Origin of the sequence: Ensifer sp. Root558, from assembly GCF_001427045.1 — a bacterium.
GTDB lineage: Bacteria > Pseudomonadota > Alphaproteobacteria > Rhizobiales > Rhizobiaceae > Ensifer > Ensifer adhaerens.
This window is the reverse complement of the sequence record NZ_LMGC01000039.1, coordinates 62,020-81,823: the sequence shown is the minus strand read 5'-3', so window position 1 is coordinate 81,823 and position 19,804 is coordinate 62,020. Positions and strand designations below refer to the sequence as shown.

17 protein-coding genes are annotated in these 19,804 nt (G+C 62.9%); 10 read left to right on the top strand and 7 right to left on the bottom strand.

Annotated elements, in window-relative coordinates; all coding sequences use genetic code 11:
• Positions 1–139: 139 nt before the first annotated feature.
• The 3 genes from ASD63_RS33320 to ASD63_RS33310 all read right to left on the bottom strand — a co-directional run bounded on the left by ASD63_RS33320 (position 140) and on the right by ASD63_RS33310 (position 4,294).
• Positions 140–1,255: a metallophosphoesterase gene (locus ASD63_RS33320; RefSeq protein ID WP_060530583.1), complete on the bottom strand. Its 1,116-nt coding sequence runs from the start codon at positions 1,253–1,255 to the stop codon at positions 140–142.
• Between the two features lie 89 nt (positions 1,256–1,344).
• Entirely contained in the window at positions 1,345–2,934 is a 1,590-nt protein-coding gene (locus tag ASD63_RS33315; RefSeq protein WP_090427252.1) for a DHA2 family efflux MFS transporter permease subunit, read from the bottom strand.
• Between the two features lie 148 nt (positions 2,935–3,082).
• Positions 3,083–4,294, bottom strand: coding sequence for an HlyD family secretion protein (locus ASD63_RS33310; RefSeq protein ID WP_034787034.1), 1,212 nt, complete (start codon positions 4,292–4,294; stop codon positions 3,083–3,085).
• A gap of 191 nt (positions 4,295–4,485) precedes the next feature.
• Here ASD63_RS33310 and ASD63_RS33305 point away from each other — a divergent pair, with 191 nt between their 5' ends.
• The 3 genes from ASD63_RS33305 (at position 4,486) to ASD63_RS33295 (ending at position 7,027) form a co-directional block, all read left to right on the top strand.
• Complete coding sequence (locus ASD63_RS33305; protein WP_226020723.1) at positions 4,486–5,157, top strand: TetR/AcrR family transcriptional regulator; 672 nt, start codon at positions 4,486–4,488, stop codon at positions 5,155–5,157.
• Positions 5,158–5,268: 111 nt separating this feature from the next.
• A complete protein-coding gene (locus ASD63_RS33300; RefSeq protein ID WP_034787039.1) occupies positions 5,269–6,108 on the top strand; it encodes an AraC family transcriptional regulator in 840 nt (279 codons plus the stop codon).
• 169 nt (positions 6,109–6,277) lie between these two features.
• A complete protein-coding gene (locus tag ASD63_RS33295) occupies positions 6,278–7,027 on the top strand; it encodes a TerC family protein (protein ID WP_034787044.1) in 750 nt (249 codons plus the stop codon).
• A 239-nt stretch (positions 7,028–7,266) separates the two neighbouring features.
• Here ASD63_RS33295 and ASD63_RS33290 read toward each other — a convergent pair whose 3' ends face one another.
• Together ASD63_RS33290 and ASD63_RS33285 are read right to left on the bottom strand one after the other, a co-directional pair.
• On the bottom strand, positions 7,267–7,647 hold the full coding sequence (locus ASD63_RS33290) for a VOC family protein (RefSeq protein ID WP_034787050.1): 381 nt from the start codon (positions 7,645–7,647) through the stop codon (positions 7,267–7,269).
• A 226-nt stretch (positions 7,648–7,873) separates the two neighbouring features.
• Positions 7,874–8,221: a metalloregulator ArsR/SmtB family transcription factor gene (locus tag ASD63_RS33285; protein WP_034787053.1), complete on the bottom strand. Its 348-nt coding sequence runs from the start codon at positions 8,219–8,221 to the stop codon at positions 7,874–7,876.
• A gap of 257 nt (positions 8,222–8,478) precedes the next feature.
• Between ASD63_RS33285 and gltX the strand changes: the two genes are divergently transcribed.
• Both gltX and lysS read left to right on the top strand, forming a co-directional pair.
• A complete protein-coding gene (gltX, locus tag ASD63_RS33280) occupies positions 8,479–9,936 on the top strand; it encodes a glutamate--tRNA ligase (protein WP_034787058.1) in 1,458 nt (485 codons plus the stop codon).
• Positions 9,937–9,946: 10 nt separating this feature from the next.
• Positions 9,947–11,443 carry a lysine--tRNA ligase gene (lysS, locus tag ASD63_RS33275; RefSeq protein ID WP_060530582.1) on the top strand — a complete coding sequence of 499 codons (1,497 nt, stop codon included), beginning with the start codon at positions 9,947–9,949 and terminating at the stop codon, positions 11,441–11,443.
• 97 nt (positions 11,444–11,540) lie between these two features.
• Here the strand turns inward: lysS and ASD63_RS33270 are convergent, their stop codons facing one another.
• Together ASD63_RS33270 and ASD63_RS33265 are read right to left on the bottom strand one after the other, a co-directional pair.
• Positions 11,541–12,200: a hypothetical protein gene (locus ASD63_RS33270; RefSeq protein WP_034787288.1), complete on the bottom strand. Its 660-nt coding sequence runs from the start codon at positions 12,198–12,200 to the stop codon at positions 11,541–11,543.
• Positions 12,201–12,399: 199 nt separating this feature from the next.
• The gene (locus ASD63_RS33265) at positions 12,400–12,723 is read right to left on the bottom strand and encodes a hypothetical protein (protein ID WP_034787066.1); all 324 of its coding nucleotides are present in this window, start codon (positions 12,721–12,723) and stop codon (positions 12,400–12,402) included.
• A gap of 204 nt (positions 12,724–12,927) precedes the next feature.
• Here ASD63_RS33265 and ASD63_RS33260 point away from each other — a divergent pair, with 204 nt between their 5' ends.
• The 5 genes from ASD63_RS33260 to ASD63_RS33240 all read left to right on the top strand — a co-directional run bounded on the left by ASD63_RS33260 (position 12,928) and on the right by ASD63_RS33240 (position 19,625).
• Positions 12,928–13,881: a nucleoside hydrolase gene (locus ASD63_RS33260; protein WP_034787069.1), complete on the top strand. Its 954-nt coding sequence runs from the start codon at positions 12,928–12,930 to the stop codon at positions 13,879–13,881.
• 88 nt (positions 13,882–13,969) lie between these two features.
• A complete protein-coding gene (locus ASD63_RS33255; RefSeq protein ID WP_034787073.1) occupies positions 13,970–14,980 on the top strand; it encodes a ligase-associated DNA damage response exonuclease in 1,011 nt (336 codons plus the stop codon).
• Between the two features lie 4 nt (positions 14,981–14,984).
• A complete protein-coding gene (locus tag ASD63_RS33250) occupies positions 14,985–16,604 on the top strand; it encodes a cisplatin damage response ATP-dependent DNA ligase (RefSeq protein WP_034787074.1) in 1,620 nt (539 codons plus the stop codon).
• A 63-nt stretch (positions 16,605–16,667) separates the two neighbouring features.
• The gene (locus ASD63_RS33245) at positions 16,668–16,853 is read left to right on the top strand and encodes a DUF3008 family protein (RefSeq protein ID WP_034787077.1); all 186 of its coding nucleotides are present in this window, start codon (positions 16,668–16,670) and stop codon (positions 16,851–16,853) included.
• Positions 16,854–16,985: 132 nt separating this feature from the next.
• Positions 16,986–19,625: an EAL domain-containing protein gene (locus ASD63_RS33240; RefSeq protein WP_060530581.1), complete on the top strand. Its 2,640-nt coding sequence runs from the start codon at positions 16,986–16,988 to the stop codon at positions 19,623–19,625.
• Positions 19,626–19,804 lie beyond the last annotated feature (179 nt).

Below are 19,804 nucleotides of genomic sequence, written 5' to 3'. Positions count from 1 at the left end.
CTCCGGGTTCTGCCTTTAGAGGAATTTCTGATGTACGTAAATCAAAAATCCGCAAGACGTGAAAAACGGAGCGCCGCACGGCTGTCCGGAGACAGGGGATTCGACACCTTAAATATTTGATTCAGATAGAGTTTTCGACCTAGGAAAGGCGCTTGCTGAAGGTATCGGTAAAGACAACCTCGCCATGGCTCTGTCCAGCCTCCGCCAGCGCCACGTCCATGAAGCCATCGGTAACGCGCACGACGCCAAAGCCGCCCATGTAAGCGGCCTTCGGCTTGATGAGATCGAGCCCGCCCTGCCGGTAGATCATTGCGGTTTCGTGCTGATGCCCGTGGAACAGGCCTATGACGTTGCTGCCTTTGACGGTGTCGAGCAGCGCCTGGCGCTGAGGGATGCTCCACCAATGCGGAGCGCCGTCGCCTTCGTCGTCGAAAGTCCTGGCCTTCGCATCCCAGACCTCCGTCGAAAAGGCGTCCCAGCCGTAGTGCTGGAAGAGGATCACCGGCCGGCCGTCGGCGGCATAGGACGCCAGATCCTGTTTCAGCCAGGGCAGCGCATTGACCGCACCCTTGGTCTCGTCGCCGCCGAAGCGCTGCAACTGCACCAGATGCAGCCCGCCCCAGTCCCAGGAATAGCAATCCGACAGCGGATCGTAGTTGGTGACCGGCACCGGAGGCTTGTAGAACACCGACTGGCGGTGGTTGAGCTCAACATAGTCGCGCAGTTCGCGGCGATACCAGTCGACATGCGGCGGGGGCCCATCCTGGTCGAGGTCGTGGTTGCCGAGGCCGACATAGACGGGCATGTGGACGTGGTCGGGTCCCGCCCCTTCCTGGTAGCGACTTGAAAATTGCTGCAACTGCCGCCCCTCGCGCGGCTGGCGCACCTGGCCGCCGCCGTCATCGGTGAGATCGCCGCCGAGCACCAGGCCGAGCGGCTTGCCGATCTCTCGCCCGGCGCTTGCAAGCCCGCTCGGCTTGCCGGCAACCGTCTCCGGCCAGCGCATGGCGTGCACGGCATTCAGCGCCGCGACGTGGCGCAGCAGATTTGCGTCCGTCTTGCCTTCGGCCGCGCAGTTGGGAGCAAGCCCTTCGATTGAAACGAGGCAGGCATGGATATCGTTGGAAAACAGGAATGTCGCGTCGATGGCCGGGACTGCGGCGCGGCTTCGGGAGGCAGCAAGCGCTGCCCCGAGACCGGCAAGGCCCGCAACGAATGATCGCCTGGATATGCCGTCAGAACCCGATCGCCGCATGCCGCTCCCCCTCTCACACTTGGGACAGAAGTGTGCCGCAAGGCTCGGCTCGCGTAAACCGAGAGTCGCGTCCTGCTTAAGAGGGGGAGCTAGTGACCGCCGCCGCTAGGGCCGACGCCCTCGGGCTTCTTGATCATCATGACGCCGAGGATCAGCGACAGGAACAGCACCGTCAGCAGCATGAAAATGTCGCCGAAGGACAGGATGATCGCCTGCTTCTGCGCCATGCCCGCAAGCTGCTTGATCGCGATCGTCGTGCCGTCGAGACCATGAGCGTTGAAGTTGGCGGCCATGTTGTTGAAGCGTTCCATGGCTTCCGGGTTACCCCACTGGATATGCTCGGCAAGGCGGGCATAGTGGAAGTCCTGGCGCTGGGTCAGGATCGTGTTGATAACCGCAAGCCCCACCGCGCCGCCGAGGTTACGGGTCAGGTTGAACAGGCCCGAGGCGCCGCGCATGCGCGCCGGCGGCATGGTGCCGAGCGCGATGTTGTTGATCGGCACCATGCACAGCATCAGCCCGACGCCGCGCAGGATCTGCGGGATGAACAGCTCGTAGAAGTCCCAGTCGGCCGTCAGGTGCCCCATGATCCAGGTGCCGCTGGCAAAGCTGGTGAAGCCGATCGTCATCAGCACGCGCGGATCGAGCTTACCCGAGAGAATACCCGCAACCGGCGCCGTGAAGAACATGGCGAGGCCCGAGACGAACATGGTCTCGCCGATCATCAGCGAGTCGTAGCCGCGGATACGGCCGAGATAGAGCGGATAGAGATAAGTGAGACCATAAAGGCCGATGCCCATGACGAAGGAGAACATCGAGCCGAAGGCGAAGTTTCGGTTGGCAAAGGCCCTGAGGTCGACGACCGGGAACTCCACCTTGAAGGCGCGGTAGAAGAACACGATGGCGGCAATCGCCGAAGCGACGGCACCGATGACAATGTGCTCGTCGTTGAACCAGTCGTTGGTGTTGCCCTCTTCCAGCACGTATTCGAGCGCGCCGAGGAAGATCGCCATCGAGGCGAGACCCCACCAGTCGAACTTCTTGAGCAGGCCAAGCTCCGGCTTGTCGAAGTCGATGAAGGTCCAGGTGAGCGTCGCAACGATGATGCCGGGAATGACGTTGACGAGGAACAGCCAGTGCCAGGAGAAGGCGTGGCTAAGATAGCCGCCGACCGTCGGACCGATGGTCGGGGCAAGCGTGGCGATCAGGCCGATGATCGGCGAGACGATGTTGCGCTTCGACGGCGGGAAGATGGTGAAGGCGGCCGCAAAGACCGACGGGATCATGCCGCCGCCGATGAAGCCCTGGATCGCGCGATAGACGATCATCTGGTCGATGTTCGTCGCGGTCGCGGCAAGCGCGCTTGCCGCGGTGAAGCCCGCCGCCGAAACCGAGAACAGCACACGCGTCGAGACGATGCGCGCCAGCGTGCCCGAGAGCGGGATCATGATGACTTCGGCAATGAGATAGGAGGTCTGCACCCAGCCGATCTCGTCGGAACCGGCCGAAAGGCCGGCCTGGATCTCGGCAAGCGAGGCCGAGACGATCTGGATGTCGAGGATGGCCATGAACATGCCGACGACCATGGCGAAGAAGGCGATCAGCCTCTTCGGGTCCATATGTTCCTCGACCTTCGGTGCGGCGGCCGCCACCGAGCCTGCTGTTGCCGTTGCGGCCATCTCAGCCACTCCTTGCATGGGCGCGCTTGGGCGCCAGCGTTCTGGACATGCGCGTTTCGCCGCGCCGGCGTTCCGGACTTCACCGCGCTCCGTAGCGCCGGGGTCTCGACAAAAGGCGCGCCCAAGGGCGCGCCGGCATTTCGTCCGCTTACTTGGTCGCGGCAACCTTGGTCTGATCCGGCGCTGTGCGCGTGTCGACGTCGACGACAACGCTCAAGCCCGCACGCAGGTGACCTTCAGCCAGCACGTCGGCCGGCAGGGTGATGCGCACCGGCACGCGCTGGATCACCTTGGTGAAGTTGCCGGTGGCGTTTTCCGCCGGCAGCAGCGAGAAGACCGAGCCGGAGGCCGGGGAGATCGAGGCGACAGTGCCTTCGATCGCATGATCCTCATAGGCGTCGACATGCACCTTCACCTTGGAGCCCGGCACCAGATGGGCGATCTGGGTCTCCTTGAAGTTGGCGTCGATATAGAGCTGGTCGACCGGAACCAGGGCGGCAAGCCGCTGGCCGGCCGACACGAGGTCGCCGACCTGCACCGCGACGTTGCCGACGATGCCGTCATAGGGCGCCTTCAGCACGGTGAAGCCGAGGTCGCGGTTGGCCTTGTCGCGCGCAAGCTCCAGCGAACGGATCTCGCTTTCGGCTTCCGTGCGCTGCGCTTCGAGAACGGTGATGCTGGCGTTGGCAGCGGCGATGTTGGCATCGGCACCGGCAAGGTTTGCCCGTGCCTGGTCGAGCGCCACATCGGCGTTATCGAGCGAAGCGACGGTGCCAACGGCCTTGGACTGGAGGTCGCTCGCGCGCTTCTGCGCGAGTTCGGCGCCGCGCACCGTCGCTTCGAGAGCCTTCTTCTGCGCTTCGGTCTGGGCAAGGCTCGCCTTGGCGCCGGCGATCTGCGCATCGAAGCGGCTGAGCGCAAGCTTCTGGGTGGCAATCTTCGCCTCGGCCTGCTCGGCGGCGATGCGGTAGTCGCCGTCATCGAGCGTGACCAGCGGGTCGCCGGCCTTCACCTTCTGGTTGGCGACGGCGTCGACCTTGGCGACATAACCGGAAACCTTCGGCGAAATCGTCGCGATGTCGCCTTCGATATAGGCGTCATCGGTCGAGATCATGAAGCGGCCATTGGTCCACCAGTCGTAGCCATACCAGGCACCAGCAGCCAGAAGCGCCAGGCCGAGTACGGGAAGGATGGGCTTGCGCGCCTTCTTCTGCGGCGCGGCGGCTTCCTTTGCCGGAGCCGGCGCGACCGCCTGCTCCGCAGCGGGCGCCTTCGCCTCAAGCGCGGTTTCCTGCTGCACTTCGAAAGTCTCGTCGACGGGACGGACGCGGGCAGCGCTGGACGTGTTGGATGCGGACATTGGGCACCGGCCTGGTTAAGGATTGCTGAACGAACTGAACCGTTCGGTTCGATTGGAACTTGACATAGGCCCTTTCTGGTCGCATATCAAGAGGAAATCGAACCGCGTGGTTCGATGACTTAAATTTAATATGAGCAGGGCGGAAACAAGCGACCATCATGAGCGAGGCAAAGAACGGAACCCAGGACGTCATGCAGCCGGCAGCCGGCATGGATGAGGATCTCTGTTCGGGTGGCGGCCGTCACGCCGCCGGCGAGGATCCAGCCAAGCGTGAACAGATCCTCGAAGGCGCGCGACGCGCGTTCCTGAGCCAAGGTTTCGATGCCGCCAGCATGAACGACATCACCCGCGAGGCGGGCGTCTCCAAGGGCACGCTCTACGTCTATTTCGAGAACAAGGAAGACTTGTTCAAGGCGCTGATCATCAAGGGCAAGACCCGGGTGGTCCAGACCGCCAAGCACGCGCTCAACGATCACGACGACGTCGAAGAATCACTCTACGATTTCGGCGTGACGCTGACGACGAGCATGACGGCGGAAGAGACGATCCGCTCCATGCGCATGGTGATCGGGGTGATCGACCGCATGCCGCATCTGGCCGAGCGCTTCTTCAGCGAAGCACCGGAGAACGGCTACACTGTGCTCAAGGCCTATCTCGACCGGCAGGTCCCGACCGGCGTGCTCGACATCGACAACACAGAAATGGCCGCCCGCCAGTTTATCGAGATGGCCCAAGCCGGCCTCTTCAAGCACCGGCTTTTCGGCGGCATGTGTTCGGCACCGCCGAAAGAACAGATCGAGGCGACGGTGACCGCCGCCGTCCGCGTCTTCATGTCCGCCTACGGTCCGAAGAAGAAGAAATAGGCGGACTGACGCCGAACCTCCTTCAGCCCTCCTGCGTTTCAATCGAGCAATTTCGATCAAGCGCGCCTTCAGCCGAGCCCCTATCAAAAGGGCGTTGCCAGGGGAGTGAAGATGAGTGCCATCGGACGGGCGGTCTGGTTCATCGAGAGCCATTTCGCAAAAGAGATATCGCTGGATGAAATCGCCGGGGCCGCGGGCCTTTCGCGCTTCCATCTTTCGCGCGTTTTCGGGCTGGTCACCGGCCGCTCGATCACCGCCTATATCCGCGGACGGCGTCTCAGCGATGCCGCCAGCGCGCTTGCCGATGGCTCCATCAGCATTCTCTCGGTGGCACTCGATGCGGGTTACAGCTCGCACGAGGCTTTCACCCGTGCCTTTCGCGACCAGTTCGGCGTGACACCCGAAACGGTTCGCAAGCAAAGGCACATTCGAAACATCGAGCTGATGGAGCCTTTAAGAATGGACGATACCCGCCTTCTCAAGATCGACCCGCCCCGCTTCGAAGACAGCCCGCCATTGCTTCTGGCGGGCCTTTCGGAAACCTACACCTACGGCCGCACCGAAGGCATCCCGTCGCTCTGGCAACGGTTCAATCGCCATTTCGGCGCGATACCCGGACAGAGAGGCGACATCGCCTACGGTGTGTGCACCGACAGCAACGGCGAGGCTGGCACCTTCCGCTACATGGCGGCAGCCGAAATCAGTGACGCCGACGACCTGGCGGAAGGCTTTTCGACGCTACGGCTGCCGAAGCAGCGCTACGCCGTCTTTCTGCATCGCGGGCACATCTCCGCGATCGCCAAAACCGCCGACTACGTCTTCGGCACATGGCTGCCCGAATCCGGACTGCAGCATGGAGAAACGCCCGACCTCATCGAACGCTATGATGCGCGCTTTGACCCGCATTCGGGCATGGGCGTGGTCGAAATGTGGATTCCTGTCAAATCGTAAACGGTAAAGCGCCGCTGCAATCGGGCAGCGGCGCTTGTCTCTTCCGCAATGTTTCTTAAATACTTTCGGCGATTCTTGCGCGTCGACGCGCCATCCCCCACAGCGCCGCGCGTCCATCGGACGCGCGGCGCTGTGGAACTTATGAAGTGCTGAAAGAGAAAGATCGCCGATGCAGGATATCCTGTTGCTTGCTCAAGACCCCGCCGCCTGGGTCGCCCTCGTCACCCTGGTCGTCATGGAGGTGGTTCTCGGCATCGACAACCTGATCTTCATCTCGATCCTCACCAACAAGCTGCCTGTCGAGCATCGCGAAAAGGCCCGGCGCATCGGTATCGCCCTTGCCCTCGTCATGCGCCTTGCGCTGCTCGGCACGGTTGCCTGGATCGTCAAGCTGACGACGCCGGTGTTCGAGGCCTTCGGCCACGGCTTCTCCTGGAAGGACATGATCCTCATTGCCGGCGGCCTGTTCCTCGTCTGGAAGGCGACCAAGGAAATCCACCACAATGTCGATCCGGCCGATCACGGCGAGGACTTCATCGCCTCCTCGGCGATCAACAGCTTCGGCGCCGCGATCGCCCAGATCCTTTTGCTCGACCTCGTCTTCTCCGTCGACAGCATCATCACCGCCGTCGGCATGACACCGCACCTGCCGATCATGGTCATCGCCGTCATCGCCGCCGTCACGGTCATGCTCGTTGCAGCCAACCCGCTCGCCAACTTCATCGAGAAGAACCCGACGATCGTCATGCTGGCGCTCGCCTTCCTGCTGATGATCGGCACGACACTGATCGCCGAAGGCATGGGCCTGCATGTGCCGAAGGGTTACATCTACGCCGCCATGGCCTTCTCGGCGCTCGTCGAAATCCTCAACATGGTCGCGCGCAATGCGCGCCTGAGGAAGGCCGGAAAGCTCGACTGACGCGCCGGGCCGAAAACAATCCCGTCATGAGAAGGGCCCGCATCCAAGATGCGGGCCTTCTGCTTGCGGGAGTTCTGGAAGACGCGGAGGCTGGCTGACCGGCCGTCAACCGCGAGCCATCGGCGGCAAGACAAACGGGGTCGTTTCCTCTTTCCGCCAAGCTTGCCGGGGCCAGTCCCCACGCCTTCTGGTTGGACAACGCATCTCCTCAGGAAACGTTCCGATCCGGTTTCAGCCGCTCAAACATCCGGGCGATGGCCGACCTCGACCAGAATGTTGCCGGGTATCACTACGTAGAAAACATAGGCGCCGTGCCGATCGGCAGGCGGGATCACCTGGGCGCCGGATCCAAGCACCCGCTGATAGGCATCGTCGACGTCGGCCCGCACCGGCAGCAAAAAGCCTATGTGGTAGGTCTGGGTCCCGAGGCTGACCTGGTCGCCGCCGCCGAGCGCAGTGATCGGCGGGCTGACGACGAGCACCAGGCCGGAACCGTCCGTCAGGCGGAAAAAGGCATCCTTGCCGCGTTTTTCGACCAGCGTCAGGCCGAAATGATCGATGAGGAAGGACGCCGTTTCGGCAACGACAGGGCTATAGAGGTCGATATGGTTCAGTCGCATGTTTACAGTCTCCGTGTTCGAGAAACGCGGCGGACTGCGTCGATTGCATACACCCCGCCGCGGACCGATGCGATTGCATCGGAACCACGTCGCGGGTTCGAACGGGACGTTCGAGCAGAGCTTCGTTTAGAAAACCGAAGGGACCGGGCTTACCATATCCGGTCCTGCCTTTTTCGACGTCCCCTGCTTAGCGCAGAACGGCCAAGGACGGAAGACGGGCCGGCGATCAGTTCTTGCCGGCACCGGGGTCGACATGCTGGAGTTCCTGCAGATAGGCGTCGAGACGGTCGAACTTCTGCTCCCAGAAGCGACGATAGCCGTCGAGCCAGCTGTTGACGTCCTTCAGCGGGGCGGCTTCAAGCTTGCATGGTCGCCACTGCGCTTCGCGGCCACGGCTGATCAGCCCGGCGCGCTCGAGAACCTTGAGATGCTTGGAGACTGCCGGCAGGCTCATTTCGAAGGGCTCCGCCAGCTCGCCGACCGAGGCCTCTCCAAGTGCGAGGCGGGCGAGAATGGCCCTTCGCGTTGGATCGGCCAGAGCTGAGAGCGTCGTCGACAAGCGATCTTCCGGCATTTTCTAAAAAACCTTTCAGTTAAATAACCTTTCGGTTCATTAACGCCCGCAGGCGGCAGTGTCAACAAAAACCGGCGTGATCGGGTTTCCGTTGACATGATCGGCGTTCTATGGTCTCACGCGAGCCTATTGGAATAGCCTGCCGATACCGTTGTTGCGGCACCCTTGCGGGCCTTTCCTTCCCATAAAATGCGCGCCCCCGGCGGCCGGTTTCTTCTCCGGCAAGGGGCGAAAAGCACGTCAGACGGGCAAAGACCATGGCAAATTCAGCAGTCCGGGTACGCATCGCACCCTCCCCCACCGGCGAGCCGCATGTCGGCACCGCCTACATCGCTCTGTTCAACTACCTCTTCGCAAAGAAGCACGGCGGCGAGTTCATCCTGCGCATCGAAGACACCGATGCCACCCGCTCGACGCCCGAGTTCGAACAGAAGGTGCTGGACGCGCTGAAATGGTGCGGGCTCGAATGGTCGGAAGGTCCTGATGTCGGTGGTCCCTATGGTCCCTACCGCCAGAGCGACCGCAAGGACATGTACCGCCCCTACGTCGAGAAGATCGTCGAGAATGGTCACGGCTTCCGCTGCTTCTGCACGCCCGAGCGGCTCGAGCAGATGCGCGAGAGCCAGCGCGCCGCCGGCAAGCCGTCGAAGTATGACGGCCTGTGTCTCCACCTGTCCGCCGAAGAAGTGACCTCGCGCGTTGCCGCCGGCGAGCCGCATGTCGTGCGCATGAAGATCCCGACCGAGGGCTCGTGCAAGTTTACCGACGGCGTCTATGGCGACGTGGAAATTCCGTGGGATGCCGTCGACATGCAGGTCCTCTTGAAGGCCGACGGCATGCCGACCTACCACATGGCCAACGTCGTCGACGACCACCTGATGAAGATCACCCACGTCGCCCGCGGCGAGGAGTGGCTGGCCTCCGTGCCAAAGCACATCCTGATCTACCGCTATCTCGGCCTCGAGCCGCCGGTCTTCATGCACCTGTCGCTAATGCGCAATGCCGACAAGTCGAAGCTGTCGAAGCGCAAGAACCCGACGTCGATCTCGTACTACACGGCGCTTGGCTATCTGCCGGAAGCGCTGATGAACTTCCTCGGCCTGTTCTTCATCCAGATCGCCGAAGGCGAGGAGTTGCTGACGATCGAGGAACTGGCTGCAAAGTTCGACTCGGAGAACCTCTCCAAGGCCGGCGCGATCTTCGACATCCAGAAGCTCGACTGGCTGAACGCCCGCTGGATCCGCGAGAAGCTTTCGGAAGAAGAATTCGCCGCCCGCGTCCTTGCCTGGGCCATGGAAAACGACCGCCTGAAACAGGGCCTGAAGCTCAGCCAGTCGCGCATTTCGAAGCTCGGCGAACTGCCTGATCTCGCAAGCTTCCTTTTGAAGTCCGACCTCGGCCTCAAGCCCGAAGCCTTCGCCGGCGTCAAGTCGACGCCCGAAGAACTGCTCGAGATCCTCAACACCGTTCAGCCGGACCTTGAAAAGATCCTCGAATGGAACAAGGAATCGATCGAAGCCGAACTGCGCGCGGTCGCCGAGCGCATGGGCAAGAAGCTGAAGGTGATCCTGGCGCCGCTCTTCGTGTCTGTATCCGGCTCGCAGCGCTCGCTGCCGCTGTTCGACAGCATGGAAATCCTCGGCCGCGCCGTGGTCCGCCAGCGTCTCAAGGTCGCGTCCCAGGTGGTCGCCTCCATGGTCGGCAGCGGAAAGTAAGGAGAGCACGATGAACGACAAGACCGAGACCACTGGCCTCTCCTCCGACGCCACGGAAGTGCGTGCACAGAAGCTGAAGCTTTTGCGTGAGCAGATCGGCGACGTCTATCCGGCGCATTTCCACCGGACGATGAGCAATGCCGAGCTGACCGCAAAGTACGAGAGCCTGGAGCCGGACACCGAGACCCAGGATGTCGTGACCGTTGCCGGCCGCGTCTATTCCTCGCGCAACTCCGGCATGTTCATGGACATCCATGACGCCTCCGGCAAGATCCAGATCTTCAGCCATAAGGACCCCACGCCGGAAGACGCCCGCGCGCTGCTGCCGATGATCGACATCGGCGACATCATCGGCGTGACCGGCGTCGTTCGCCGCACCAAGCGTGGTGAGTTGACGATCAACGCCCAGGCAATCACCATGCTGACGAAGTCGCTGCTGCCGATGCCCGAAAAGTGGCACGGCCTGTCGGACATCGAGATCCGCTACCGCAAGCGCCACCTCGACATCATGACCAACGAGGAATCGAAGCTGCGCTTCCAGCAGCGCAGCAAGATCGTCTCGGGCATCCGCCGCTTCATGGAAAACGACGGCTTCATGGAAGTCGAGACGCCGATGCTGCACTCGGTCTACGGCGGCGCCACCGCCGAGCCGTTCAAGACGCATCACAACACGCTGAAGCTCGACATGTTCCTGCGCATCGCGCCGGAACTGTACCTGAAGCGCACGCTGGTTTCGGGCCTCACCGACAAGGTCTTCGAGATCAACCGCAACTTCCGCAACGAAGGCGTCTCCACCCGGCACAATCCGGAATTCACCATGATGGAGTGCTACTGGGCCTATGCCGACTACGAGGACATCATGGACCTCGTCGAGCGGCTGTTCGGTGAGCTTGCCATGGCGATCCACGGCTCGACCGAGTTTGCCTATGGCGACAAGGAAATCTCCTTCAAGGGTCCGTTCCGCCGCGTGCCGATGCCCGACGCTGTCAAGGAAGCGACCGGCATCGACTTCCTGGCGATGAAGACCGACGAAGAAGCCCGCGCTGCCGCCAAGGCTGCCGGCTTTGAGGTCGAGAAGGACTGGACCTGGGGCGAGTGCCTCGCCTTCATCTTCGAAGAGAAGGTCGAAGGCACGCTGATCCAGCCGGCCCACGTCACGCATTTCCCGAAGGACATCTCGCCCTTTGCCAAGGAAGTGCCGGGCGAACCGCGCCTCGTCGAGCGTTTCGAGACCTATTGCAACGCCTGGGAACTGGGCAACGCCTTCTCCGAACTTAACGATCCGGAAGAGCAGCGCGCACGCATGGTCGAGCAGCTGGAACAGGCCCACGCCCGCGGCGAAAAGGCCAAGCAGCTCGACGACGAGTTCCTTGACGCGATCGACCAGGGCATGCCGCCGGCCGGTGGCCTCGGCATCGGCGTCGACCGCCTGATCATGCTGCTCACCAACGCACCGTCGATCCGCGACGTCATCCTCTTCCCGGCCCGCCGGCAGAAGGCTGACTGATCAAGGTCGCAAAACCCACGAACACGAAGGCCCGCCGCTCACGCGCCGGGCCTTTTTCAATTCTCAGAAAGAACGGATTACCGAACGTAACCCGGGCCTAGTGGCCCGCAGGCGCCTCGGCGGTCTCGGCCGGCTTGGCCTCCTGCTCACCGGCGCCGCCCTCGGCGCTCACGCCATCGGCCGGTGCGGCCGATGGGTCGATGCATGGCGAATGGTCGTCCATGGCCGCCATCATCGTGCGGATGTCGTCCATCGAAAGGTCGACGGTCTTGCCATGGAAGACGCCGACAGAATTTGCCGTGCCGTCATTGTAGAACGCCCGAAACGTCTCGCTCATGCCCGGAACGCTCTGCGGACCGGGGGCGAAGAGCACCTCCGCACCGATCGCCGCACCGCGCACGTCAGCCCGGTTTTCGGGACCGGCGGAATCGAGCACGACGACCTGATAGAGATCTGCCCGCTCGGCCTTCGCGAGGGCGCCCACGACGCGCAACGCCGTGCGCATGCGCGCCTGGCCGTCGGCGCGGTCGGTCTTGACGTGCATGCGGATCCAGCGCTGGCCGTTGTGGCCGAGCTTCAACGTGCGAATGGTCGTGCACTCGAGGCCCGAAACCTTCGGCTTGGAAAGTTCCGCCATGAGCGCATCGCGGCTGACATAGACGGCAGCACCGCCCGAAGCGGCGGAAACACCGAAAGCCGCCGTGAGAATGACGAGCAGTCTCTTTGATGGCCTGATCTTGCCGAGGATAGCCTTCACGAGCGTGGACTCCGCCATCATATCCAGAAATTGCAGAAAGCCCGGAACGGGCAGCACAACATTAGGCGCGCGACCTTTCGGAAAGTTTAAATTGCGGTAGCGATCTTCCGGCAACCCGCAAGACACCGGCGGGTGGCAGATCAACAGACAGGAGGCCGGTGATTGTGCGCCGGCCTCCTGTCTGAAGCATGCACGCCGATCAGTCGACGGCGATATCGATCCGGTCGCGGCACTCGCGGTAAGGCGAAAGATGCACCTTGCCCGAGGCATCGATCCACCGGCGGTTTTCGACGCAATAGGCGCCCGACTTCGTCAGGATGACCTTGGGGCGCCGCCGGCTGTAGCTGTCGTTGGCATGGGTGAAGGAACCGATGCCGGCATACCAGTCGCTGCTGTCGGAAGAACCGTGTCCGCCACCACCGCCGCCGCGGCCCTTGCCACCGGCACTTTGGGCAAAGGAGGGGGCGGCAAACGACGTTGCCGCGGTGACGACGATCATGGAAACAAGGACCAGCCGATGCATGACATTACCTCCCGGTTGACTGGATGAGCCGTTCTCATCCACACGCAGAGCTTGCCATGCTCGCCCGGTTGGTGATGTTCCCATGGAAACCATGGCCAGAGGCGCGGCCGCTCCCCGAGTCAACCCGGATGGCGATTGACATTCGCAGCCATCTTGCCTCCATTGCGAGCCGTCAAACACAAGAACAAGAAAAGAAGAACGAGAATGCATAAAGTCATCTTTGATACGGATCCGGGCATCGACGATGCAATGGCGCTGCTTTTCCTGCACCGTCACCCGGCCATCGACCTGATCGGCATCACCACCGTATTCGGCAACGCCTCGGTCGAAACCACTACCCGCAACGCGCTGTTCCTGAAGCAGCGTTGGGGCATCGATGCGCCCGTCGCCAAGGGTCTCGACAAGACTTTCAATCCCGACCGCCCGCATGTCGGCTGGCCGACCTTCATCCACGGTGACGATGGCCTCGGCAACATCGACGTGCCCGAGACGGTCGACCTGCCGGTCGATCCGCGCCCGGCGCACCGCTTCATCATCGACACCGTTCGCGCCCATCCCGGCGAAGTGACGCTGATCGCCGTTGGCCGGATGACCAACCTGGCGCTGGCACTGCGCGAGGATCCCGATTTCGCAGCGCTCGTGCGCGAAGTCGTCATCATGGGTGGCGCCTTCGACGTCAACGGCAACATCACGCCGGCTGCCGAGGCCAACATCCACGGCGACCCGGAAGCTGCCGACGTCGTGATGACGGCGCCCTGGCCGGTCACCGTCGTTGGCCTCGACGTCACCACCCAGACCGTGATGACCAAGGCGATGATCGCCGATATCGCCGAACGCGGCGGCGACGCCGGCAAGCTGCTTGCCGATATCTCAAAATTCTACGTCACCTTCTACGAGCAGCACGTGCCCGACGGCATGGTCGTGCATGACAGCTGCGCCTGCGCCTATGTCGTGGCGCCCGACCTCTTCACCGTCAGGAGCGGATCGATCCGTGTCGTCTGCGGCGGCATTGCCGACGGCCAGACGATCCAGAGCCCCGACAACCGTTTGTTCCCGCCAAGCCCCTGGGACGATCTGCCGAGCCAGAAGGCCTGCATCGACATCGATGCCGCCCGCACGCTGAAGCTCATTATCGACACGCTGGTTCTGCCCGGCTGAACCTGATCGAGGCGCAGCGAATGTTGCGCCTTGAAAAACTTGAACAAGACGGCTGGCGAATGCGCATTCGCCGGCTATCTTTCAGTCCATGAAACCGGACGCCCTGCTCTACCCCGCCCCCAAAGGCCTCTATTGCCCGATCGGTGACTTCTACATCGACCCGGTTCAACCGGTCGAAAGGGCGCTGATCACACACGGCCATTCCGACCATGCCCGCGCGGGGCACGGCCACGTGCTCGCCACCCGCGAGACCCTCGACATCATGCGCATCCGCTACGGCGACGACTTCTGCGGCACGAGCCAGGCGATCAGCCTCGGTGAACCCCTTGTCGTCAATGGCGTCGACGTGGGCTTCCATCCGGCCGGTCATGTACTCGGCTCGGCGCAGATCTCCGTTCGTGCAAACGGCGTGCGCATCGTCGCGTCTGGCGACTACAAGCGACGGCGGGATCCGACCTGCGCTGGCTTCGAGCCGGTCGCCTGCGATGTCTTTATCACCGAAGCCACCTTCGGCCTGCCGGTCTTCCACCACCCGGACGATCGCGCGGAAACCCGCAAATTGCTGACGTCGCTCGCCCAGTTTCCCGAGCGCACGCACGTGGTCGGTGCCTATGCGCTCGGCAAGGCGCAGCGGGTGATCGCACTCCTGCGCGAAGAGGAGTATCACCAGCCGATCTTCATCCATGGCGCCCTGCAACGGCTGTGCGACTACTATCAGAGCCAGGGCATCGACCTCGGCGCCCTACGTCCGGCAACGCTTGCCGCCGACGAAAAGCAGGATTTCAAGGGCACGATCGTGATCGGCCCGCCCGCCGCCTTCGCCGATCGCTGGTCGCGGCGCTTCTCCGACCCGATTGCCAGTTTCGCTTCCGGCTGGATGTTGATCCGGCAACGAGCGAAACAGCGGGGCGTCGAGCTGCCATTGATCATCTCCGACCATTGTGACTGGGCCGAACTGACGGCAACGATCACCGAGATCGCGCCGGCCGAGGTCTGGGTCACGCACGGACGCGAAGAAGCGCTGGTGCGCTGGTGCGAGCTCAAGGGCATCGCCGCCCGCCCGCTTCACCTCGTCGGCTACGACGACGAGGGAGAGTGACGAGATGCGCGCCTTCGCCGAACTGCTCGACCGCCTCGTCCTCAGCCCGCAGCGCAATGCCAAGATCCGCCTGCTTGTCGATTACTTCCGGACCGCGCCGGACCCGGATCGCGGCTATGCGCTCGCGGCGATCGCCGGCACGCTGTCGCTCAACACCGTCAAGCCGGCGATGATCCGCGACCTCTTGCTCGAACGCATGGACGCGGTGCTTTTCCAGTATTCCTACGACTATGTCGGTGACCTCGCCGAAACGGTGTCGCTCGTCTGGGAGCCGCCTGCCGGCACCGTAGAGGCGGACATACCGCTTGGCGAGGCCATCGAGCGTCTGCAAAGGACCGGACGGGCCGATGTGCGCGGCGTCGTTCGCGACATGCTCGACCGATTGGATACGTCGGCGCGCTTCGCCTTCCTCAAACTTGTGACGGGCGGCCTTCGCATCGGCGTATCGGCGAAGCTCGCCAAGCAGGCGCTCGCCGACATGGGCGGCAAGGACGTCGCCGAGATCGAGACCCTCTGGCACGGCCTGTCGCCGCCCTATCTGCCGCTCTTCCGCTGGCTTTCGGGCGAGGCGGAAAAGCCCGAGCTTTCGACGCCGGCCGTCTTCCATTCGGTCATGCTCGCCAATCCTGTCGGCGACGGCGATCTCGACGGGCTCGACCCCAAGGACTTCGCTGCCGAATGGAAGTGGGACGGGATCCGCGTGCAGCTTGCCAATATCGGCGGCGTGCGCCGGCTCTATTCCCGCAGTGGCGACGAGATTTCCGGCGCCTTTCCCGACGTCCTGGAGGCCGTCGACTTCACCGGGGTGATCGATGGCGAACTGCTCGTGGGCGGCACCGCGCGCAGCAACCGCGCAACCCGAACTTTCGCCGACCTGCAGCAACGGCTGAACCGCAAGACGGTCAACCCTAAGCTCATCGAGACCTATCCGGCCTTCGTCCGCGCCTATGACATTCTCTTCTCAGGCGAAGAGGACGTTCGCCCACTGGGTTTCGTCGAACGACGCGCGCGGCTCGCCGACATCGTCGAGCGCGCCTCGCCGCAGCATTTCGACCTGTCGCCGCTGGTGCCCTTCTCGTCCTGGCAAGAACTCGACAGCCTGCGCGCCGACCCGCCCGATCCGGTGATCGAGGGCATCATGCTGAAACGGCTGGATTCGCCCTATACGCCGGGCCGCGTCAAAGGCCCGTGGTTCAAGTGGAAGCGCGCGCCCTTCAACATCGACGCGGTGCTGATGTATGCCCAGCGCGGCCACGGCAAGCGCTCGAGCTACTACTCCGATTACACCTTCGGCGTCTGGACCGACATCGACGGAAAGGAAACGCTGGTACCGGTCGGCAAGGCCTATTTCGGCTTCACCGATGCCGAACTGGAAATTCTCGACCGTTTCGTCCGGGACAATACGACCGAGCGCTTCGGGCCGGTGCGCGCCGTCAGGGCCGAGCCCGAGTTCGGTTTCGTCGTCGAGGTCGCCTTCGAGGGTATCAACCGCTCGAGCCGCCACAAGTCGGGCGTCGCCATGCGCTTCCCGCGCATCGCGCGCCTGAGACAGGACAAGCTGCCGCGTGACGCCGACCGGCTGGAGACGCTGCAGGCGATGATCGAAGCGCGGGAGAATACCTAGCTTCGCGGAACATCCGGCGCTGCCTCGCGTTGGCCAGGGCAACCAACCGAAAGGCGATGTGCCATGCCAGCCAAGTCGAAAGCCCAACAGCGTGCAGCCGGCGCTGCCCTTGCCGCCAAGCGCGGCGACGTCAAGAAATCCAGCCTCAAGGGCGCCTCGCGCGAAATGGAGAAATCCATGAGCGAAGGTGAACTCGAAGACCTTGCAGAAACCAAGCACAAGAAGCTGCCCGAGCACAAAGGTGACTGAGACGCGAAGGAATAAAAGCGGGACCTAAAACAAGGTTTATTAAGACCCTTTTGGGATTATCCGGCTCAAGACATAGCCATTCGCGTGCCGCCGGGGTGTTTCGTGCCTGCCAGACATGCTTTCAACCTCGGGATGAAGAGGCTCTCCAGGGTTTTGACGCCAAGCTATCTTCCGGCGATCATTGCCGCCTTCGTTGTTCTGGTCGCTGGCATCCTTGCGGACAACCAGAACCAGGTGGTCGACGAGGCGCGCCAGCGCGCGCGCGTCGCCGAGGAACTCAATCCCATCCGCTCCAAGCTCGAGGCCAACGTCAACGGCAACATCCAGCTCGTGCGTGGGCTGATCGGCACGCTGGTCACCGAGCCGGCAATGGATCAGCAGCGCTTCGCCGCGCTGTCGCGCAGCGTCTTCACCGAGCGCTCGCAATTGCGCAGCATCGCGGCTGCGCCCAATCTCATCGTCTCGCTCGTCTACCCGCTCGAACAAAATCGCCGCGCACTCGGCCTCGACTACCGCCGGAACGAAGCGCAGCGCGCCGCCGTCATGCGCGTAAAGGACACCGGCCAAATGGTGCTTGCCGGGCCTGTCGATCTCGTCCAGGGCGGCAAAGGGCTGATCGGCCGCTTCCCCGTATCGATAGACGCCGGCGGCGGCAGCAACCGCTTCTGGGGCATCGTCTCGGCCATCATCGACGTGGACCGGCTCTATCGCGACAGCGGCCTTTCTTCCGATGAACTCGGCATAGACGTCGCCATTGCCGGTCAGGACGGCACAGGCGCGCAAGGTCCGGTCTTTTACGGCGACGCCAATATTTTCCGTGGCTCGCCGGTCGAAATGACCGTGCTCCTACCCGGCGGTTCCTGGCATATCGCAGCCGTTCCGAAGGGCGGTTGGCCGACGACGGCGGGCAACGCCTGGCTCATCCGCGGCCTCATCGTCATCGGCGGACTGATGATCATCCTGCCGATGGTGTTGACCGGGCGCCTCTTGAGCGAGCGGCAAGGCAACATTCGTGCGCTCAGATACAGCAAGGTGCAGCTCCAGGAACTGTCCCATCGGCTGAAGATCGCGCTCGACTCCTCCCAGATCGGCATCTGGGAACTCGACATCGCCAGCAAGAAGCTGCTCTGGGACGAGCGGACCAAGGAACTCTATGGGCAAAAGACGTCGTTGCGTCAGGCCTATGACGACTGGAAGGACGCGCTGCACCCCGACGACCTCGACCGCGCCGAGCGGGAATTTGCCGAGGCGCTGGAATCCGGGCTCGCCTACAATTCCGACTTCCGCGTTCGCCTCCCCGACGGCAGCACGCGCCACATCCCGGCCAACGGCTCGTTCTATATCGGCGCCGACGGCCACAGGAAGATCGTCGGGGTCAACTGGGACGTGACCGCCGACTTCGAAACCCGCGAAACGCTTTTCGAAGCCAAGCGCACCGCGGAGGCGCACAGCGTCGAACTCGAAGCGGCGCGCCATCGCATGGAGTTCAACGCGCTGCACGATCCGCTGACCGGCCTGCCAAACCGGCGTTTCCTCGACCAGGTCCTGGCCGATCGCGACCGGCATTTCGCGCGGGAGGCGAAACTCAGCATCTTCCACATGGACCTCGACCGCTTCAAGCAGATCAACGATACGCTCGGCCACGCGGCCGGTGACGAGATCCTGCGGCATGCCGCCGAGCTTCTGCGCGGCAATGCCGACGAAAAGGACTTCGTCGCCCGCATCGGCGGCGACGAATTCGTGCTCGTCCGCCAGGATGGAGGCATCGAGCCGGATGCCCGGCTGGCGTCACGCATCATCGAGGCGATGAGCGTGCCCGTCCGCTACAAGGACCAGGAGTGCCGCATCGGCGTCAGCATCGGCATCGCCGCCCAAAGCCAGACGAGCGAAGAGCTGTCGCACGTGCTCGTCAACGCCGACATCGCGCTCTATGAAGCCAAGCGCCGCGGCCGCAACCGCCACGAGATCTTTACCGGCGAACTGAAGACGGCCGTCTTCAAGACCAAGCAGACGGCCGACGAGATCCTGCGCGGGCTCGAACACAACGAATTCATCGCGCATTTCCAGCCGCAGTTCTGCCCGCGCTCGCTCGACATCATCGGCGTCGAGGCGCTGGCGCGCTGGGACCATCCCACCAAGGGCCTGCTCGGCCCGCACACGTTCCTGAAGACGGCCGAAGACATCAACGTCGTGGCCGCGATCGACCAGGCGATCCTGGAGCAGGCGCTGTTCCAGATCTATCGCTGGGAAGCAAGCGGCATTCGTATCCCCAAAGTCTCTGTCAATCTCTCCTATGCCCGGCTTCACGACGAAAATCTGATCGAGCGCCTGGAACAGTTGCAGATCCCGGCCGGCCGCCTGTCGTTTGAACTGTTGGAGTCGATCTCCTTCGACGAAAGCGACATGACGGTCCTGTCGAACATCCGCCGGATCAAGGAACTCGGCATCGCCATCGAGATCGACGATTTCGGCACCGGCTATGCATCCATCGTCAGCCTGTTGAAGCTGACGCCGCGACGCTTGAAGATCGACCGCCAGCTCGTCCTGCCGATCCTCAAATCCCCAGCCGAAAAGCGTCTGGTCGAGTCCATCATCGACATCGGTACGTCGCTCGGCATCGAAGTGATCGCCGAAGGCGTCGAGACCCTCGAACACGCGGCCATCCTGAAGGAACTCGGCTGCCATGGGCTGCAAGGTTATGCTTTCGCGCGGCCCATGAGCGCCAACGACCTTGCGACCTTCGCCTTCGAGCGTCGGTGGCTGGCAGCCTGAGAGGCTTCGGCCTCAGCTAAAAAGCGCAGGTGCGTGCATTTTTCGCAGGCTTGAGGCTTGGCAGCCCTGCCGCGAATCGCCATAAAAACAATTGCCTGCCTCCACATTCTTGGGAATGGCGGCATCACCTGCGGCAGTCGCTGATGCGACCGCCCTTTCGGGCCTCTAGAGTGTCTCGC

What these genes read in the sequence shown, in the direction of transcription:
- ASD63_RS33320 (WP_060530583.1), bottom strand. Translation starts at nt 1,255, where the DNA reads ATGCGGCGATCGGGTTCTGACGGCATATCCAGGCGATCATTCGTTGCG.
- ASD63_RS33315 (WP_090427252.1), bottom strand. Translation starts at nt 2,934, where the DNA reads ATGGCCGCAACGGCAACAGCAGGCTCGGTGGCGGCCGCCGCACCGAAG.
- ASD63_RS33310 (WP_034787034.1), bottom strand. Translation starts at nt 4,294, where the DNA reads ATGTCCGCATCCAACACGTCCAGCGCTGCCCGCGTCCGTCCCGTCGAC.
- ASD63_RS33305 (WP_226020723.1), top strand. Translation starts at nt 4,486, where the DNA reads ATGCAGCCGGCAGCCGGCATGGATGAGGATCTCTGTTCGGGTGGCGGC.
- ASD63_RS33300 (WP_034787039.1), top strand. Translation starts at nt 5,269, where the DNA reads ATGAGTGCCATCGGACGGGCGGTCTGGTTCATCGAGAGCCATTTCGCA.
- ASD63_RS33295 (WP_034787044.1), top strand. Translation starts at nt 6,278, where the DNA reads ATGCAGGATATCCTGTTGCTTGCTCAAGACCCCGCCGCCTGGGTCGCC.
- ASD63_RS33290 (WP_034787050.1), bottom strand. Translation starts at nt 7,647, where the DNA reads ATGCGACTGAACCATATCGACCTCTATAGCCCTGTCGTTGCCGAAACG.
- ASD63_RS33285 (WP_034787053.1), bottom strand. Translation starts at nt 8,221, where the DNA reads ATGCCGGAAGATCGCTTGTCGACGACGCTCTCAGCTCTGGCCGATCCA.
- gltX (WP_034787058.1), top strand. Translation starts at nt 8,479, where the DNA reads ATGGCAAATTCAGCAGTCCGGGTACGCATCGCACCCTCCCCCACCGGC.
- lysS (WP_060530582.1), top strand. Translation starts at nt 9,947, where the DNA reads ATGAACGACAAGACCGAGACCACTGGCCTCTCCTCCGACGCCACGGAA.
- ASD63_RS33265 (WP_034787066.1), bottom strand. Translation starts at nt 12,723, where the DNA reads ATGCATCGGCTGGTCCTTGTTTCCATGATCGTCGTCACCGCGGCAACG.
- ASD63_RS33260 (WP_034787069.1), top strand. Translation starts at nt 12,928, where the DNA reads ATGCATAAAGTCATCTTTGATACGGATCCGGGCATCGACGATGCAATG.
- ASD63_RS33255 (WP_034787073.1), top strand. Translation starts at nt 13,970, where the DNA reads ATGAAACCGGACGCCCTGCTCTACCCCGCCCCCAAAGGCCTCTATTGC.
- ASD63_RS33250 (WP_034787074.1), top strand. Translation starts at nt 14,985, where the DNA reads ATGCGCGCCTTCGCCGAACTGCTCGACCGCCTCGTCCTCAGCCCGCAG.
- ASD63_RS33245 (WP_034787077.1), top strand. Translation starts at nt 16,668, where the DNA reads ATGCCAGCCAAGTCGAAAGCCCAACAGCGTGCAGCCGGCGCTGCCCTT.
- ASD63_RS33240 (WP_060530581.1), top strand. Translation starts at nt 16,986, where the DNA reads ATGAAGAGGCTCTCCAGGGTTTTGACGCCAAGCTATCTTCCGGCGATC.